We start from the raw sequence: 16,900 nt of genomic DNA on the forward strand, positions 1-16,900 counted from the left end.
AAACTCAGCCAGCTGAGGCTCGGTTGTCGGCCATTACCGTGCCCGACGGCACGGCCGTATTGTTGGCGCACGGTGTCCAAGCACGAGGCGTCCATTGACCGCAGCATCGACGCCTACCTGTTGTGGCTGGATCAGCTCATCGATCAGATGCGCGAAGCGATCAATACGCGTATTGCGGACTACGACGTTCCTGTCCTGCGCTTCTGACCCAACGCGTATCAAGCCGGTACCAGAAAAAGCCTTCGGTGCCGGCATTTACGCTTAAGAGATCGCGACCACCGAAGTCTCGCAGTTCATTTTCGAGGCGAAGTTCAAACCGACACCAGAAATATCGTGCGGCGTCGGCATTCACTCTTAGGCGGTCTGTGCCGCCGATCCCCAACCCGGTTTTGATGTCGCGCATTGCGCGCCGGTACCCGAAAACTTCGTCGGTGCCGGCATTCACTTGTAGGCGCTGTCCGCCCCTAAATTAACAACCTCCAGGAGGTCACCATGATCACGTCTGTTTTGAAGAAATTCGGGAAGCTGTTTGACAAAAAAGTGCTGGTTCAGGCGATGGACGCCCCTGCATTCAATAGTCCGCCGCCGATGCGGCAGACGATGGGCGGCAAGAAACCTATCGCCGCTTCCATCCTCGTCTTCGATGACCTCAGCGGTTCATCCCAGACCTGGGGTGTTGCGATCGAGCAAGTGACCGAAAACATGGTTTCGGCGCTTGAGGCGAGCCTGGCCAAGGTCACCTGGGGCTACCTCGGAATGCGCGACCAGGATGTGGGCGAGGAGGATGAACCCCGCCTCGAAGAAGGCACAGGCACCGAACTTTTGCGCGAACAGAAAGCAGCCACTCGCGAAGGTGGTGGCGACCCGGACGAAACATTCGCCTGGAGCGTCGAAAGAGCCGAGCAGTACTATCCTTTCGGCGGGGGCAGCGAGGTGAGCAAGGCGATGATCGTTTTCGAGACATCCAGTACCAAGCTGCTTAAGTCGGGACGGTCTTTGCGCGATCTCGGCGCCGCTCTGGCGAAACGGAGAATTTATCTCTTCGTCGTCGGGACACCGGGATCAAACATGAAAGAGATGTCTCAGGGGGCCGGCCAGTACGGCTTTTTTTTCGAGCTCGATGCCAATCCCGGCACCCGTGAAGCCAACAAGCTGGCTGAGCGTCTGACGGCCACGATCAAGAGCTCGATCGGGCCGGGCGCCACCACCGTACGTGGCGACACCGTCCCTTCCATCTAAGCCAGGCGGAGTGGGGCCTGAACCCCACCCCGTTTCTGCCAGTTCAATTTGCATCCGCAACACCCCTGCGGCGGGGGCAGTGCCGCAATCACTCATAAGGAGTCTCAAAATGAACCAGAAAAATCCGTCCACGCGTGGGGGCTCTCAGGGCATTTTCGGCCATACGTTGCTGGCCGCTCCGCCCCCGTTCAAGAGCTTCAAAATCCGCGCCATCCAAAGCGTTGTTTCGGTCGTCGACGTATCGCCGTCGATGGGTGCCGAACACAAAACTGAAGAGGCTAATCGGGCATTCGCCGAGTTCAATCAGTTGCTGTGCGATCCTCAAAACCGGGATGGATTTCTGCACGGGGTCGTCGCATTCAACGAAGGAGCCTGGGTGGTTAGCAACTTTGCTTCCCCGACAACGTTGGCAGCGCTTAACCCGATCCAGCCGAGTGGCTATGGCACCAATATCGGCCAAGGGCTGGCCAAGGTCCGAGAGCTTCTCGACGGATTTGTCGCACCTCCCGATAGCGAACTCCTCGCGTCCGTCCTATTTCTGCTGAGCGACGGCTGTACCGAAGATATAGCCCAAGCCGAGCGCGAAGCCGAGGCACTGAAACAACGCGGGTGCATCATCGTGACCTGCGCCTTTGGAGGCGATGCGGACGACATATTACTCCGCAGGCTCGCAACCAGTCACCAGCACCATGGCAAGTGCATGACCGGCCCTCAGCTCCTGGCTTTCCTGGCCAAGGTCGGACACACCCTACGCGTCACTCAACGTGCTGGCACCAATGCCTGCGCAGCACTGGCGTCGGTCGCAAGCGCCGTGTAACCCCCCGTTCCGCCCTCATTCCGAAGGCGGTGCTTCTGTCACCGGCCCGCTTCCTGCGGGCCGGTGTCCTTTTATGATGACCTTGAACCAGGAGATTTCCATGTCCAACGACGACAAAAAGCTCGAAGGCCAGCGCGCAGCAATCCGCGAGCATATCAACAAGCACAGGAGCTATCCGGAGCCGGAAGACAAAGCCTTTGCGCTGAAAACGATCGGCAACGCGCAAGACCAGATCACGGCCATTCTCAAGAAACATCCTCACTGGGATGAAAGTTGGGAAGACCGTTGGCGTCCTCCGCGCTGACCAAAAAAGCCGTCATCCGGGCGAACGAACCAAGAAAATCAGCGGCCGAGGGCATTGACTCTTGAGCAGGACAAATCAAGCTGCGCCACGGGCCATGTCTGAGGTCAGGCATGGCCCGTGGCGCTTGCCTTTTCTACAGGGGCCGAAGTAAGTAATTTTGCAGAAATTCATACCGCATTGGGATCACATGCTGCGCCTGACCGGTTCCCTAAAGCTCGGCCGCGTACCGGCCACCACCATAATGCGCACCCTCCAGGAGGGTAACCGGCCAACCCGGCTGGCGCAGCCCATAGCGGCTGTGGTGATGCCAATGCGCGATGCTCCGGTCTCACCACGCAAGCGCATAAGCCAAGTTTCCTCAAGTCGAATAGACGGCAGTGTGTCGCTTATTCGGTGCCCATTGACCGGATCGGCATTTTAGCCATCAAAGGCGGCAACGCGTACCGGCGCCGCAAGGAGGCGTCGAGAAACTGGTAGGCGTTGGCCACGCCGGACAGGCCGCGTGTGCCGTGCTCGAACGCAATCAGCGCTTGCGACCCGCTGCTGCCAAACGGAGTGTCGAGACGAAAGATGGCTTCAATCTGGTCGGGCGGGTCAGAGAGCCGCATCTCAAGCTGCTTCAAGACGTTCCTGATGTCCTTGGTGCAGGTGTGGCGGAGAAGAGATCCGGGCGCTTATACTCATCGGGAACTCGCCACGCAACACCGGCGAGAGGTCTGCGGCAAAGTCGTCCTCACGTAATGCCACTTGCTGACATCAAGTCGCGGCTCGTAGATGGAGAACAACTTGCCAGTCAAGACGCACCCGCTAGTCTCCATCTGCTCGAAGGTATCAAGAAAATGTATCTGATGAATTTCGCGCCGGAGCAACACCGTTCATTGCGCGCCTCGTCGCCTATGTCGGAACGGAGCTGGTGATCAGCGGGTTCCGTTGGATGTCCCGGAATCTGGCGCGGATATCCTAGAGGAACATGACGGCGCGGTGTGGTGTGTCCTGGGCGATACCTGATCACATCGGTCGTCGACTGACGGTGGTCCGGTGCGACTCGTTCTACAATGCGTCCTCCTGCATTGTTGACCAAGGTCGCCGCCATGTTTCGAACGCTCAATCAACCGTCGCTGTGGGCGATCACCCTGGCGGCGGCCGGTATCCTGATGGTCACCATGGGGGCGCGGCAATCGCTCGGGCTCTTTCTTTCGCCGCTGAATACGGCCACCGGTCTTGGCGTGGCGTCGATCAGCCTGGCGATGGCCATCGGGCAATTCACCTGGGGCGCCATTCAGCCTCTCGCCGGGGCTGCCGCTGATCGCTTCGGACCGGCGCGGGTGCTGCTGGGCGGGCTCTTGATGCTGGCCCTCGGTAGTGCGCTGACGCCGTTCATGAGCAGCACCTGGGGACTGATCGTCTCGCTCGGCCTGCTTTCGGCGATCGGTTCGGGGGCAGGGAGCTTTTCGGTTCTGATCGGGGCTTCCAGCCAACGCCTGCCGATCACCGCCCGCGGCGCCGCCTCGGGGGTGATCAACGCCGGTGGCTCGTTCGGCCAGTTCGTCTTCGCGCCGATCCTGCAGGCGCTGATTCAGGTGCTCGGCTGGATGGGGGCGATGTGGTCGCTGGCGTTGATGACCCTGGCGGCCTTGCCCCTGGTGCGGGTGGTCTCGAAGCCGGTCGAAAATCCACCTGCGCCTTCTGCTGGTGAAACGGGCCTGTGGCAGAGCGTGCAGGACGCGATGGCGGACGGGAGCTATCTGCTCCTGAATCTCGGCTTCTTCACCTGTGGTTTTCACATCGCCTTTCTGGTGACGCATCTGCCGGGCGAGGTGGACCTTTGTGGTCTGCCGACGACAGTGGCCAGTTGGGCGTTGGCGATAATCGGGCTGTTCAACATCGCCGGCAGCCTCTATGCGGGTTCCTGCGTCTCGCGCTATCGCAGCAAGTATGTCCTGTTCTGGATGTACGGGTCACGCGCGCTGATGGTCGGTCTGTATCTGCTCGCACCGAAGACCGAACTGACCTTCTACGTTTTCGCGGCCGGCCTCGGATTCACCTGGCTGGCGACCGTGCCGCCGACCGCGGCGATCGTCGGCAAACTCTTCGGCGTGCGCTATCTCGGCACCTTGTTCGGCATGTCACTGCTCTCGCACCAGATCGGCGGCTTCCTCGGAGCCTACCTGGGCGGCATCGCGCTGACGCAGTTCGGCGACTACGCCTGGATGTGGTACGCCGACATCGCGCTGGCGGCGGCAGCGGCGCTGCTGAATCTGCCGATCAGGGAGGCGGCGCTGCCGGCAGCGGCATGAGCCTGCGCTCCGGCAGCGCTGACGAGCAACCCGTCGGGGAGCCGCTGCCCGGTTGGCGGGTGCCGCCACTGCCAGCGGGGCTGCTGCTGGAGGGGCGCTTTTCTCGACTCGAACCGCTCGTTGCCGAGTGCCATGCCGCGAGTCTCTACGCGGCGTACGCGGTCGACACCGCAGGGCACAACTGGACCTACCTGCCGTATGGTCCATTCGCCGACATCGACACTTTCCAGTCATGGATGGCAACGCGCTGCGGCGATCGCGATCCGCTCTTTTATGCGGTCATCGAGCGGGCGTCCGGGCGTGCCCTCGGGATGGCCAGCTACTTGCGGATTGCTCCGGAAAGTGGCTCGATCGAGCTGGGGCATATCCATTTCTCGCCGCTTCTGCAGCGCACGCCGACAGCCACCGAAGCCCTGTATCTATTGTTCAAACACGCTTTTGAACTGGGTTACCGACGCTGCGAGTGGAAATGCGATGCCCTCAATGCGCCTTCGCGGGCGGCGGCGCAGCGCCTTGGCCTAGCGTTTGAAGGCATCTTCCGACAAGCGACGGTGGTCAAGGGCCGCAATCGGGATACCGCCTGGTACGCTACGATCGACCGCGAATGGCCGGCCCTTGACGCCGCTTTCTCGCGCTGGCTTGACCCGGCCAATTTCGACGCCGGCGGAGAGCAGCGCGTCGCGCTCTCGTCGCTGACGCGGGCGGCGCTCGCCGCTGAAGCTGGCCTCTGCCCGCGTGCGAGAACGATCTGAGGAGGAGAGTGGTGACCGCTCCTCACCCCGGATGCCGCCCGGACGTGCCTGTCGGGCAGGCGGTCTCCTGCGACAGCCGCGACAGGGTCAAGCCCTGCTGTTCCAGCCAGTTGGGGAAGCGGCCATCGGATAGCACCGAGAATTCCCTTTCGCGTTGCGGTCCGATGCAGTCTTCGGGTTCGGCGAAAACCGCCGGGTGGCACATCAGCAGGTCGCCCTCAGCGGCGATGGCCAGCCAGGTCCTGAGCAGGTCCGCGTATTTCTCGCGGCTTGCGGAAAAGTCATAGACGCCCAACAGGCGACTGTTCATCGGCAACCCTTGTGCGCTGGCCAGACGGCGCATTCTCCGTGCTCCGAGCATCGAGATGATGGCGGCCTTCAGCGGATACGGGTTCCCACGCCATGGCGGCTTTGTCGAGCGTAGCCAGAGGCCTTGCCCGGGGTAGCGCAGGGCCATGATCTGCAGCAGGCTTTCGCGCAGCATCGGCAATTGGTGAACGTGTTGGTGGCCATCAATGTAATCCGGCGGGCGTCCAAAGCCGGCCTCGAAGGCATCAAGCTGGGCGTTGATCTCCGCGGCGATCGCTGCGGCAGGCAGGCGTCGCCCGTAGCAGGCGGCAATCAGGCGCGGTAGCGGCAGGAAAAACTGCCCGCTCGCGAAGGACTCCGTAAAATTGAGGTGCAATCCGATGTCCACCGGCAGCGCCGCCAACGACCGTGTCTGGTGTTTCCATGTCGCTCCCTGGGTCAGGCAACTGACGGCGCTGAGGCGGCCGGCACTGGCCAACTGGAGGATGCCCGCGTCGATGCCGGCGCTCATCCCGAAATCATCGGCGCAGATGACGATCCCTTTCCGGGCTTGATTCGGGGATCGCGTAGACGCCTTATTACAGGTCTTTTGCATGGCAGGAATGATCCGGCAGCTCGGTTGGTTTGTCTTCGTCGGTTGTGCCGCAGCCGCGACACACTGGCTGATTGCCGTCGCGTGCGTCGCGGTCTGGCATTTGCCGCCGCTGGCGGCAAATGTCTGCGGGTGGCTGGTCGCCTTCCTGGTGTCTTTCAGCGGTCACTATCTTCTGACTTTTCGTCAGCAGCGCCAATCCCTGGCCGTGGCCTGCCGGCGTTTCTTTCTGGTTTCAGCGGCCGGCTTCATGATCAACGAAGTGTCCTACGCCTGCCTGTTGACTCTCACCGACATCCCCTACGATTTGCTGTTGGGCGGCATTCTGGTGGCCATTGCCGTATTGACCTTCGTGTTCAGCCGTTTCTGGGCTTTCCGGAGCAGAGCGGAAGCCTGCTGAGCGTTTCCGGCGTCAGGCGCCACAACACGTGTTTTCCGCTGGTCCCGAAAGGCGGCTGCTCGTTCAGCCACGGCAGGAATGCGGTGGCCTGTGCGCGGCCCCATATCCACAGCACGCGCGCGTCCGGACGGCAGAGTTGCTCGCCGAGCTGTGCGCTGCTCAGTAGTACCGCCTGCCGGCTGGCGTTCTCGAATTTTCCGGCGTCGGCGAGTTCCTTGCGCCAATTGTCGCGCCGGGGGATTTCCGGATTGTTCCAGTCGCTGACCACCCAGGCGGGCTGGCGTGACTGCAGGTAAAACGGCAGGTCGTACTGGTATTCGTCGACCATCAGCAGTTGGTCCTGTGGCTGGAAGATAATGGCAGCGGTGGCGGCGAGAGGCTTTGCCGAGACCTTGTCGGCCAGGGCGACGCCGACCACCAGCGCAGGACAGGCCACAACGGCCACAGCCAACGTACCGGCATACCAGCGTTGGGCTTGTACCCGGTTCCGATCGAGCCAGATCGACAACGATTCGGCAATCAGGTAGGCAAACGGCGGAATCGCCGGCAGGATATAGCCCACCAGTTTTGAACTGGGCAGAGAGAAGAAGACGACGATCACCCCTAGCCAGATGGCCATCAGGCTGCGCAGGCCGCTGGCGTCCATGTCGGTCCAGCAGGGCTTGATGAACACCCGCGCGAACCAGGGTGACCAGGGCAGGGCGCAGAGAAGAATGACTGGAATATAGAACCAGAAAGCCACCTGGTTGTTGAATCCCGTTTCCGAGAAGCGCTGGAAATGATGATAGACGACGAAATAATCGAAGAATCCGGGATACAGATGTTGCATCCAGAAAAACCAGGGTAGCGCGATCAGTAGCAGGAGCAGGCACCCGTAAGGCCAGAGCATTGCCGGCAGGAAGCGCCATGACCGGCGCCAGAGCAGCCAGAGCAACAGCACGCCGGCAGGCAGTACGATGCCGATCAGCCCCTTGGCGAGGATGCCGAGCGCGGTGAAACCATAGGTCCGGGCCAGGGCGGCGTGGTAGGGGTTGCCTTTTTCCAGACGCAGCAAGGCGTCGGCACCCGACAGGATGGCCAGCGAAATCAGGCCGGCAACCAGCATGTCGAGATTGGCAAACTGCGCTGCAGCGTAGAAAATGGGTTGCGTCAGCAGGACCACGACGGCGATCGTGGCGACCTGGCTGCCACGGTAGCGGCGGGCGAACAGGTACATGCCGCCGGCGGCAAGTGTGGCGGCGAGCAGCGATGCCACTCTCGCCGCCAGTTGATGACTGCCGAAAAGACCCAGGCTCAGGCTGGTCAACCAATAGAACAGCGGTGGTTTGTGGAAAAACGGCAGGCCGTCGAGTCGGGGAACCAGCCAGTCGCCGGAAGTCAGCATTTCCCACGCGATCCCGACATAACGCCCCTCGTCGGGGAGCATCAGCGGGCGGACTCCGGCCGTCGCCGCCAGCCACACGGCGGTCGCGACGATGACCAGCAGCGCCGACCGGGTGTCGACCAACCGCGCAAACAGGCGTGCTCCGGGCGTGCTCACAAACGCTTTCTCAAGACTTGCCGTCAGGCAACTTCAGCCGCGTGTTCTGCTTGACCACGTATAACGGACGTTGTTTGACCTCGTCGAAAATGCGCGCGATGTAGGCACCAATCGTACCCAGTGCCATCAGGTTGATTCCGGAAAAGAAGAACATTCCGGTGACGATGGTCGTCCAGCCGGAAACATCATGCCCGTTCAGGAAATAATCGATGACCAGGTAGATGCCATAGCCAAAGGCGAGCAACGCCACCAGGCTGCCGACAAGATTGAAAGCGCGCAGCGGCCAGGTCGAGAACGAAGTGATGCCATCGACCGCGAAGTGGATCAGTTGAAAGAGGTTGAAATGGGTCCGCCCATGCAGGCGTTCGGCGGGAATGTAGAGGATCGGTTCGGCCTTGAAGCCTACCCAGGCGTACAGGCCCTTCATGAAGCGGGTGCGTTCAGGCAATTGCAGCAGAGCGTCGACGACTTGCCTGTCCATCAGGCGAAAGTCACCGGCATCCGGGGGAATGCGGACTCTCTGACCCTGTCCGAGAATCCCGTAGAAAATCGCGGCCCCGACACGCTTGAGCCAGGATTCATCGCCGCGATTCTTCCTGACCGCATAGACGGTATCGACGCCCGCCTTCCAGCGCTCGAGCATCTCCGGAATCAGGGCGAGGGGATGTTGCAGGTCGGCATCAAGGCAGACCACGACATCGCCGCTTGCCGTCGCCAGCCCGGCACTGAGTGCCGCCTCCTTGCCGAAGTTGCGCGACAACTGCAGATAGTGGAAGCCGCTGATCCCGGCGAAGACGTTCATCAACTCCGGAGTGCGGTCGCTGCTGCCATCATCGACAACAATAACCTCCCACACCGAACTGATTTGCGTCAGCATTTCGGCCAGTGCTGGCAGGAGCAGGGCCAGGTTGTCATGTTCGTTCAGTGCCGGCACGACGCAACTCAGACACGGCAACCCGGTGCGCGGTCCCGGCATCGTCGAATCCGGCAGATCAGGATCCATGAACGACGGGCTTCGTGCGGATGGCGCCCTGGCGTGCGAAGGCGGCGCTCTGCGCTTGATCCAGGCGCCCGACCGGGAGGGGCATTGCGTGTGGGGTCCGTACCAAAGAAAAAGCCATCCGCAGATGGTTCGTGTGCTCAGCTTGATGGCACGCCCGAGACGATTCGAACGTCCGACCCCTGCCTTCGGAGGGCAGTACTCTATCCAACTGAGCTACGGGCGCGTGCAGGGAGAGAGCTTAACCGGTTTGCTCCAGTGAGTCCACCCTGGCTCCGCCCGGGGCTTTTTGGCGGCGCGAAACGGCGGTACAATCGCGCATCTTAACCGCAGACTACCAAGGATTTGGCATGGCTCAGTCACAACACTCTTCGAGGTCGATCCTGATGATCACCATCGTCATCGCAGTCATCCTGATCGTGGTCATCTGGCCGTTGTCGATGATTGGCAAAGGGGGCGCCAAGACGGCCGGTAATGACGATGCGGAAGCACGCATTCAGCCGGTGGCGAAAGTGGAGTTGGCCAAGGCAGCGGCGGCCAAGACTGACGGCAAGCCGCGCGACGGCGCCACTGTGTACAACGCGGTGTGCATGGCCTGCCATGCCAGCGGTGCCGCCGGTGCACCGAAGGCGGGCGACAAGGCGGCCTGGGCGCCGCGTATTGCGACAGGCAGCGCTGCGCTGATCAAGAGTGCAATCAACGGCAAGAACGCGATGCCGCCCAAGGGGGGGAACCCCGACTTGAGCGATGCCGAGGTCAAGGCGGCGGTGGAGCATCTGGTGGGTCTGTCGAAGTAGCGCCGTACGCGAAGCCAGGACAGGACAAGGAGGCCTTTTCGGCCTCTTTTGTCTTTCGCCGGCGGATTGCCCGAAGCGGCCGCATGCAGCGCCGCCTTCATTGCACCTTGCCAAGGATGGCTTTCAGCGCTGAAAAGCGTTGCGCGTTGGCGGCTTTGTCCGGCGCGGCCGCCGCCTTGCCTCCGATGAAGCGCAGGTCTTCGCTACCCATCTCGGCGATGAAGCGTGAGGCCTGACAGGGGATCAGTTCTCGACCCTGCTGGTGCTTTTCGGAATAACTCAGGTGCAGCGAGCGTTGTGCGCGTGTGATGCCGACGTACATCAGGCGCCGTTCTTCCTCGATGCGCTCTGCCGACTGTGCTTCGCGGTGAGGCAGAATGCCTTCCTCGACGCCGATCAGGAAGACGTGCTTGAACTCCAGACCCTTCGCGGCGTGCAGTGTCGACAGCTGGACCGCGTCGACCTCGGCATCCTGTCTGTCGAGCATGCTGATCAGCGCGATACTCTGGGTGAGGTCAATCAGCGTTTTCTGCTCCTCCTCGCCCTTCCTGCTCAGCCAGTCGCAGAACTCCTTGACGTTGCCCCACTTGACCCCGGCGGCGCGCGCCTCATCCTGGTCGTATAGCCACGCCTCGTAAGCAATCGCGGTCAGCAGGTCGGGAAGCACCTGGGCGGCAGGTTCCTGCTGGGCACGCAGTTGCAGGCGGTTGATGAAGTTGCAGAACTCGAGCAGTGGTGTCAGTTGGCGCGCTTGCAGACGCTGTGCAAGACCGTGTTCGAAGGCCGCAGCGAAGAGCGAAGTCCGGCGCTCGCCGGCGTAGCTGCCGAGTGCCTGCAGCGTGCCGGTACCGATACCCCGCTTGGGGGTGCTGGCGGCGCGCAGGAAGGCTGGGTCGTCGTCGCTGTTGGCCAGCAGACGCAGGTAGGCCGTGAGGTCCCTGATTTCCGCCTTTTCGAAGAAGGACTGCCCGCCGGACAAGAGATAGGGGATACGCTGGTTGCGCAGGAACTGTTCGACGGCCCGCGCCTGGAAGTTGCCGCGATAGAGAATCGCGTAATCCCGGAACGCTCCCTGATGTTCGAAGCGATGTGCCTGCAGTTTCATGACGACCGATTCCGCTTCCTTTTCCTTGTCCGGGCAGGCATTTACGGTGATCTGGTCGCCGTGTCCCAGGTCCGACCACAGCTTCTTGTCGAACAGTTTTTCGTTGTGCGAGATCAAGGCGTTGGCCGCCTTGAGGATGCGTACGGTCGAGCGATAGTTCTGTTCGAGCTTGATCAACCTGAGGTTCGGATAGTCGCGCGGCAGTCCCCGCAGGTTGGCGATGTCGGCGCCCCGCCAGCCATAGATCGCCTGATCGTCGTCGCCAACGGCGGTGAATGCGGCGCGCGGTCCGGCCAGGAGCTTGAGCAGTTTGTACTGGCTGGCGTTGGTGTCCTGGTACTCATCGACCAGCAGATAACGCAGGCGATTTTGCCATTTGTCGCGCACGCCCGGCTGGCTTTCGAAAAGCGCCACGGGCAAGCGCGATCAGATCATCGAAGTCGACCGCCTGATAAGCCTGCAGGGTGGCCGAATAACTCGCGAACGCGTTTGCCGCGAGTGTTTCGGTTTCGTCCCGGGCGTTTTTCCGTGCTTCGTCCGGCGAGATCAGGGTGCTTTTCCAGTTTGAGATCAGTGCCTGCAGTTTTCTTATGGTGGCCTTGTCGGTGCTGCCGGCAAGTTCCGAGACGATGCCAAGGCAGTCGCTGGAATCAAGAATCGAGAAGGTCGGTTTGTAGCCCAGCGTGCCGGCGTCCTCGCGGAGGATGCGCACACCGAGCGCGTGAAAGGTCGATATCGTGAGGTTGCGCGAGGGCTTGCCGGTGAGCAGCCGGTGCACACGCGTCTGCATCTCGCGCGCCGCCTTGTTGGTAAACGTGATGGCGGCAATGTTGCTCGGGCTGAAGCCGCAGGACTCGATCAGGTACACGATTTTCTCGGTAATGACGCGCGTCTTGCCCGAGCCGGCGCCGGCCAATACCAGCAGCGGGCCGTCGAGGTAGCGGATCGCTTCGCGTTGCGGAGGGTTCAGAACAGACATCGTGGACAAGGGCTGGAACGGGGCGCGATTCTAGCACGCCACCAAGCCGGTGCCAGACAGCCGGAATCTGCCGGGGAGAGAGCACCGACACTTGCGGTCGCGGTGTGCTCGGGTTGATCGCCTGGATTGACCGGACTAGCGACTTGTGATGTAATCGCAGCTCCTGTGGCTTACGGTGGAGATACGGTGCAGCGCTTTCAGTTTGACGGTGGCACTGGACCTAAGCAGCATGGATTGTGCAGGAGTGCCCGTTGCTGCGTCTGGCCGGTTGCCGGTCGTGTCTTGGCTGTCAGGGGCATCCACAATACAGGAACTTGGGCGATTAACTCAGTGGTAGAGTGCCACCTTCACACGGTGGAAGTCAGTGGTTCGAACCCACTATCGCCCACCATCACACCTGTTGAAACAGGGCTGTCGACCGTCCTGGCAGGCGTTCAACGACAATCCAAGAGAGTAATTCGCGGTTCAGCTCGCTACCCTACCACCGAGATATGACCACTACGCCGCACTCCTCTTTCATCATCGTCGGTCTAACCATCGCGGGCAAGAAGTTTCGGCCAAGCGACTGGGCGGAGAGACTCTGTGGTGTTCTGTCGGCTTTTGGGGCCGAGAAGAAAATGCGCTATTCCCCTTATGTCGGCCCGCGGAACTACAAAGGTGAGAAGGCGGTTTACGTGGACGGTCGGTTGTACGAAGTTGAGCCGATGGCTTATCGTTTTGTCCTTCACTTTGCACAGGACAACGATCTGCAACTGATTCAGGACGTCGCTGCGACCCGCTCGTAGGCGTCTGTGGCGAGTGGCGCGCTCGTGAGCGCCGGTTGTATCCGACGATGACGGCCAGGTCTCCCAGATCGTTTCCCCCGCACGCCTCCAGCAACCTCTTCGCCGATTGTCTGGCCGTCGACCAGCGTCGACTGCGCTCCCTGGCGCGCGATCTCAGGCACCTTTTTGGCGGCAAACGTGAGGCGCTGTCGGCCGAGCACGACCGCCTGCTGGGACAGTCGCGTGCCGCCGTCGCCGCGCGCCGCGTGCGCTTGCCGACACCGGAGTTTGCCGACGACCTGCCGGTCAACTTGCGCCGCGAGGAAATTGCGGCGCTGATCGACAGCTACCAGGTGGTGATCGTCTGCGGTGAAACGGGTTCGGGAAAAACCACGCAGATCCCGAAGATTTGTCTCGAAATCGGGCGCGGCACGACGGGTCTGATCGGCCACACGCAGCCTCGACGCATCGCCGCACGTGCCACTGCTGCACGCATCGCGCAGGAGTTGCGGAGCGAGTTTGGACGTCTGGTCGGATACAAGATTCGCTTCAGCGACCGGACTTCGCCAGACGCCTTCATCAAGCTGATGACCGACGGCATTCTGCTCGCCGAAACGCAGGGCGACCCCTGGCTGGAGCAGTACGACACGCTGATCATCGACGAGGCGCACGAGCGTAGCCTGAACATCGACTTCCTGCTCGGCTTCCTCAAACAGTTGCTGCCAAAGCGGCGTGACCTGAAACTGATCATCACCTCGGCGACGATCGACGCCGAACGCTTTTCGCAGCACTTTGACGGCGCGCCGGTGATCGAGGTGTCGGGCCGGCTGTATCCGGTTGAAGTGCGTTATCGTCCGCTGCAGACCGAGAAGGAGGAAACCGCCCCGGACGACGAACGCGACCTTTATGACGCGATCGCCGAAGCCTGCGACGAGTTGCATCGTGTCGGGCCGGGCGATGTCCTGGTCTTTCTGCCGGGTGAACGCGAGATTCGCGAGGCGGCCGAGGCGCTGCGCAAGCACCACCCACCGCACACCGAGATCCTGCCCCTGTTTGCCCGGCTCTCGGCCGAGGAACAGGGGCGGATTTTCAAACCGCATGTCGGCAGCCGGATCGTTCTGGCGACCAACGTCGCCGAAACCTCGCTGACCGTGCCCGGCATCCGCTACGTCGTCGATTCGGGCCTGGCACGCGTCAAGCGTTATTCGTACCGCAACAAGGTCGAGCAACTACAGATCGAGAGGATCGCCCAGGCTTCGGCCAACCAGCGGGCAGGGCGCTGCGGCCGGGTGGCCGCGGGCGTCTGCATCCGCCTCTACGGCGAGCAGGATTTCGCGCTGCGACCGGCCTACGCCGATCCGGAAATCATGCGCGCCTCGCTGGCCGGGGTGATCCTGCGCATGAAGGCCCTGCGCCTCGGCGACATCGAGGACTTTCCGTTTCTCGACGCGCCACCGCGCAAGGCGGTCAGCGACGGTTACCAGTTGCTGCTCGAACTCGGCGCGGTCAGCGCCGAGCATGCGTTGACCGCGATCGGCCAGGAACTGGCGAAAATGCCGCTCGATCCGCGCTTGGGCAGGATGATCGTCGCCGCGCGCGACGAAGGGTGTCTGCGCGAGGTGCTGGTGATCGCCGCCGCGCTTTCGGTACAGGACCCACGCGAGCGGCCGCAGGAGCGGCAAGGTACGGCCGACGCGGCACACCGGAAGTTTGCCGACGAGAAGTCGGAATTTCTCTCCTGGCTGCGGCTCTGGGACTGGTATCAGGCCGAATTCGAGCACCGCAAGTCGCAACGCAAACTCGTCGAGGCCTGTCATGAGAACTACCTCTCCGCGCTGCGCATGCGCGAGTGGCGGGACATCCACAGCCAGTTGCACGCGCTGGTCGTCGAGCAGCAGTGGCACGAGAACCAGTTGCCGGCGACTTACGACGCGGTTCATCGCGCACTGCTCGCCGGCTTGCTCGGCAACATCGGCTGCAAGTCGGAAGAGTCGGCGCATTACCTGGGTGCGCGCGGCATCAAGTTTCTGATCCATCCGGGATCGGCACTGCAGAAAAAGGCCGGCAAGTGGCTCGTCGCCGCTGAAATCAGTGAAACGACACGCCTGTTCGCCCGCTGCGTCGCGCGCATCGAGCCTGAATGGCTGGAGCGGGTGGGCGCGCACCTGCTCAAGCGGAGCTGGTTCGACCCGCACTGGGAGAAGAAGGCGATGCAGGCGATCGCTTTCGAGCGGATGACCTTGTACGGTATCGTCGTCGATCCTCGCCGGCGGGTAAACTTCGGGCCGCTGGACCCGCAGGCGGCACGCGAACTGTTTATCCGCCAGGCGCTGGTCGACGGCGAAGTCAGCGACGAGTTCGAACGGCGCTGGGGTTTCTATACCCACAACCAGCAGTTGATGCTGGAAATCGAAACGCTGGAGCACAAGTCGCGCCGGCCGGACGTGCTGGTTGACGACGAGTTGATCTTTGCGTTCTACGACGGGATTGTTCCCGAGGGCATCTACAGCGGTGCGAGCTTCGACAAGTGGCGGCGTGAGAGCGAACGCGAAACTCCGCGCCTGCTCTACCTGCAGCGCGAAGACCTGATGCGGCACGAAGCCGCCGGCGTCACCAGCGAGGCCTTTCCGCATCAGTTGCGGCTCGCTGGTGTCGATTACGAACTGGGTTACCACTTCGAACCCGGCAGCGCGCGCGACGGCGTGACCCTGACCGTGCCGCTGGCACAACTGAACCAGATCCCCGCCGCACGTTGCGAGTGGCTGGTGCCGGGGCTGCTCAAGGAAAAAGTGCTGCAACTGGTGAAAACGCTGCCGCAGCGCTTGCGTGCCAAACTGGTACCGGTACCCGATTTCGCCGCGGAATTTGTCGCGCAGGTGCAACCGGCGGACAAACCGCTGGTGATGGCGCTGATCGCCTTCATTCTGCAATCGCGCGGGCTGAACGCGCGTGGCTGGGAGATCACGCCGGATGCGTTTCGCCCGGACGCTCTGCCAGCGCACCTCGCGTTCAATTTTCGCCTGCTGGACGAGAATGGGCGCCAGCTGGCGATGAGCCGCAGCCTGAGTGAACTGCGCGCCGAGTGGGGGCGCGAGGCGAAACAGGAATTCTCCGAGTTGCACGAAACCCCTGGCGAGTATGTCGGGATGCAGGACTGGACTTTTGGTGCCTTGCCGGAACTGATGGAGGTCGGACTGAGCGGCGGTCAGCGCGTGCTCGGTCACCCAGGGCTGGTTGACGACGGCGACAGCGTCTCTTTGACCGTCTTCGACTCCCCTGAGGAGGCGCGCCAGGCACACCGGGCGGGGCTCTTGCGGCTGTTCATGCTGCAGTTTCGCGAACCGCTGAAATACCTCGAAAAGAACTTGCCGGGGCTCACCCAGATGGCGATGCAGTTCATGACGCTCGGAACGCTCGACGAACTGCGTCGGCAGTTGCTTGATCTGACCGTTGCGCGGGCCTGTCTGCTCGATTCCTGGCCGACCGACGCGGCGGGTTTCAAGGCGCGTTGCGCCGAGGCAAGACCACGGCTTGGCCTGCTGGCGCAGGAAATCTGTCGACTGGTCGGGCAGATCCTCAGCGATTGGCTGGCCCTGCAGAAGAAGCTCCCGGCCTTCAAGGCCTTCGGTACCACCGTACAGGATGTCGAAGGACAATTGGGGCGGTTGATCGGCAAGCGTTTCATCATCGAAACACCGTTCGAGCGTCTGCAGCATTATCCGCGTTATCTCAAGGCGATCATCCTGCGCCTGGACAAGCTCAAGGCGGGAGGTAGCGCGGGTGCCTTGCGCGATGCCCGCCTGCTGGCCGAACTGGCGCCGCTGTGGGGCAATTACCAGCGACGCGCCAGTGTGCTTGCCCGACAGGGAGTGCGCGACGCACAACTCGAACAATTTCGTTGGCTGCTCGAAGAGTTGCGCGTGCAGTTGTTCGCTCAGGAATTACGCACGCCGGTGCCGGTATCGAGCAAGCGTTTGCAGAAGATGTGGGAAGGCATGTGAACCT

14 protein-coding genes, 2 tRNA genes and 2 pseudogenes are annotated in these 16,900 nt (G+C 62.0%); 12 read left to right on the top strand and 6 right to left on the bottom strand.

Annotated features, from left to right (window positions below; translation table 11 throughout):
• Window positions 1-72: 72 nt before the first annotated feature.
• The 5 genes and pseudogenes from AC15MQ_RS10620 to AC15MQ_RS10640 form a co-directional block, all read left to right on the top strand.
• On the top strand, window positions 73-207 hold the full coding sequence (locus AC15MQ_RS10620) for a hypothetical protein (RefSeq protein WP_483080100.1): 135 nt from the start codon (window positions 73-75) through the stop codon (window positions 205-207).
• A gap of 393 nt (window positions 208-600) precedes the next feature.
• Window positions 601-1,239: a hypothetical protein gene (locus AC15MQ_RS10625; RefSeq protein WP_483080101.1), complete on the top strand. Its 639-nt coding sequence runs from the start codon at window positions 601-603 to the stop codon at window positions 1,237-1,239.
• Window positions 1,240-1,348: 109 nt separating this feature from the next.
• Window positions 1,349-2,056 (top strand): vWA domain-containing protein, encoded by a 708-nt coding sequence (locus tag AC15MQ_RS10630; RefSeq protein WP_483080102.1) that lies wholly within the window; start codon window positions 1,349-1,351, stop codon window positions 2,054-2,056.
• Between the two features lie 100 nt (window positions 2,057-2,156).
• Complete coding sequence (locus AC15MQ_RS10635; protein ID WP_483080103.1) at window positions 2,157-2,360, top strand: hypothetical protein; 204 nt, start codon at window positions 2,157-2,159, stop codon at window positions 2,358-2,360.
• 172 nt (window positions 2,361-2,532) lie between these two features.
• A pseudogene (locus AC15MQ_RS10640) lies at window positions 2,533-2,655 on the top strand (Tn3 family transposase); the annotation flags it as partial.
• 91 nt (window positions 2,656-2,746) lie between these two features.
• Here AC15MQ_RS10640 and AC15MQ_RS10645 read toward each other — a convergent pair.
• Window positions 2,747-2,983: a hypothetical protein gene (locus AC15MQ_RS10645; protein WP_483080104.1), complete on the bottom strand. Its 237-nt coding sequence runs from the start codon at window positions 2,981-2,983 to the stop codon at window positions 2,747-2,749.
• A 468-nt stretch (window positions 2,984-3,451) separates the two neighbouring features.
• Here AC15MQ_RS10645 and AC15MQ_RS10650 point away from each other — a divergent pair, with 468 nt between their 5' ends.
• Together AC15MQ_RS10650 and AC15MQ_RS10655 are read left to right on the top strand one after the other, a co-directional pair.
• Window positions 3,452-4,657 carry an MFS transporter gene (locus tag AC15MQ_RS10650; RefSeq protein WP_483080105.1) on the top strand — a complete coding sequence of 402 codons (1,206 nt, stop codon included), beginning with the start codon at window positions 3,452-3,454 and terminating at the stop codon, window positions 4,655-4,657.
• Window positions 4,654-5,409: a GNAT family N-acetyltransferase gene (locus AC15MQ_RS10655; RefSeq protein ID WP_483080106.1), complete on the top strand. Its 756-nt coding sequence runs from the start codon at window positions 4,654-4,656 to the stop codon at window positions 5,407-5,409. The genes AC15MQ_RS10650 and AC15MQ_RS10655 overlap by 4 nt, the downstream gene beginning before the upstream one ends.
• Window positions 5,410-5,431: 22 nt before the next feature.
• Here the strand turns inward: AC15MQ_RS10655 and AC15MQ_RS10660 are convergent, their stop codons facing one another.
• The gene (locus AC15MQ_RS10660; RefSeq protein ID WP_483080107.1) at window positions 5,432-6,229 is read right to left on the bottom strand and encodes a ChbG/HpnK family deacetylase; all 798 of its coding nucleotides are present in this window, start codon (window positions 6,227-6,229) and stop codon (window positions 5,432-5,434) included.
• Between the two features lie 82 nt (window positions 6,230-6,311).
• Here AC15MQ_RS10660 and AC15MQ_RS10665 point away from each other — a divergent pair, with 82 nt between their 5' ends.
• Entirely contained in the window at window positions 6,312-6,710 is a 399-nt protein-coding gene (locus tag AC15MQ_RS10665; RefSeq protein ID WP_483080108.1) for a GtrA family protein, read from the top strand.
• Here AC15MQ_RS10665 and AC15MQ_RS10670 read toward each other — a convergent pair.
• The 3 genes from AC15MQ_RS10670 to AC15MQ_RS10680 form a co-directional block, all read right to left on the bottom strand.
• A complete protein-coding gene (locus AC15MQ_RS10670) occupies window positions 6,667-8,250 on the bottom strand; it encodes an ArnT family glycosyltransferase (RefSeq protein ID WP_483080109.1) in 1,584 nt (527 codons plus the stop codon). The genes AC15MQ_RS10665 and AC15MQ_RS10670 overlap by 44 nt on opposite strands.
• Window positions 8,251-8,260: 10 nt before the next feature.
• Window positions 8,261-9,253 carry a glycosyltransferase family 2 protein gene (locus AC15MQ_RS10675; protein ID WP_287669104.1) on the bottom strand — a complete coding sequence of 331 codons (993 nt, stop codon included), beginning with the start codon at window positions 9,251-9,253 and terminating at the stop codon, window positions 8,261-8,263.
• A gap of 146 nt (window positions 9,254-9,399) precedes the next feature.
• Window positions 9,400-9,476 (bottom strand) — tRNA-Arg (locus AC15MQ_RS10680).
• Between the two features lie 124 nt (window positions 9,477-9,600).
• Between AC15MQ_RS10680 and AC15MQ_RS10685 the strand changes: the two genes are divergently transcribed.
• Window positions 9,601-10,047 carry a c-type cytochrome gene (locus AC15MQ_RS10685; RefSeq protein ID WP_483080110.1) on the top strand — a complete coding sequence of 149 codons (447 nt, stop codon included), beginning with the start codon at window positions 9,601-9,603 and terminating at the stop codon, window positions 10,045-10,047.
• Window positions 10,048-10,144: 97 nt separating this feature from the next.
• Here the strand turns inward: AC15MQ_RS10685 and AC15MQ_RS10690 are convergent.
• Window positions 10,145-12,131, bottom strand: a pseudogene (locus tag AC15MQ_RS10690) (UvrD-helicase domain-containing protein).
• 316 nt (window positions 12,132-12,447) lie between these two features.
• Here AC15MQ_RS10690 and AC15MQ_RS10695 point away from each other — a divergent pair.
• The 3 genes from AC15MQ_RS10695 to hrpA all read left to right on the top strand — a co-directional run bounded on the left by AC15MQ_RS10695 (window position 12,448) and on the right by hrpA (window position 16,896).
• Window positions 12,448-12,522: transfer RNA gene (locus tag AC15MQ_RS10695), tRNA-Val, on the top strand.
• A 100-nt stretch (window positions 12,523-12,622) separates the two neighbouring features.
• Window positions 12,623-12,916 carry a DUF3579 domain-containing protein gene (locus AC15MQ_RS10700; protein WP_287655371.1) on the top strand — a complete coding sequence of 98 codons (294 nt, stop codon included), beginning with the start codon at window positions 12,623-12,625 and terminating at the stop codon, window positions 12,914-12,916.
• A 47-nt stretch (window positions 12,917-12,963) separates the two neighbouring features.
• On the top strand, window positions 12,964-16,896 hold the full coding sequence (gene hrpA / locus AC15MQ_RS10705; RefSeq protein ID WP_483080111.1) for an ATP-dependent RNA helicase HrpA: 3,933 nt from the start codon (window positions 12,964-12,966) through the stop codon (window positions 16,894-16,896).
• Window positions 16,897-16,900 lie beyond the last annotated feature (4 nt).

Source organism: Candidatus Accumulibacter propinquus (assembly GCF_056856495.1).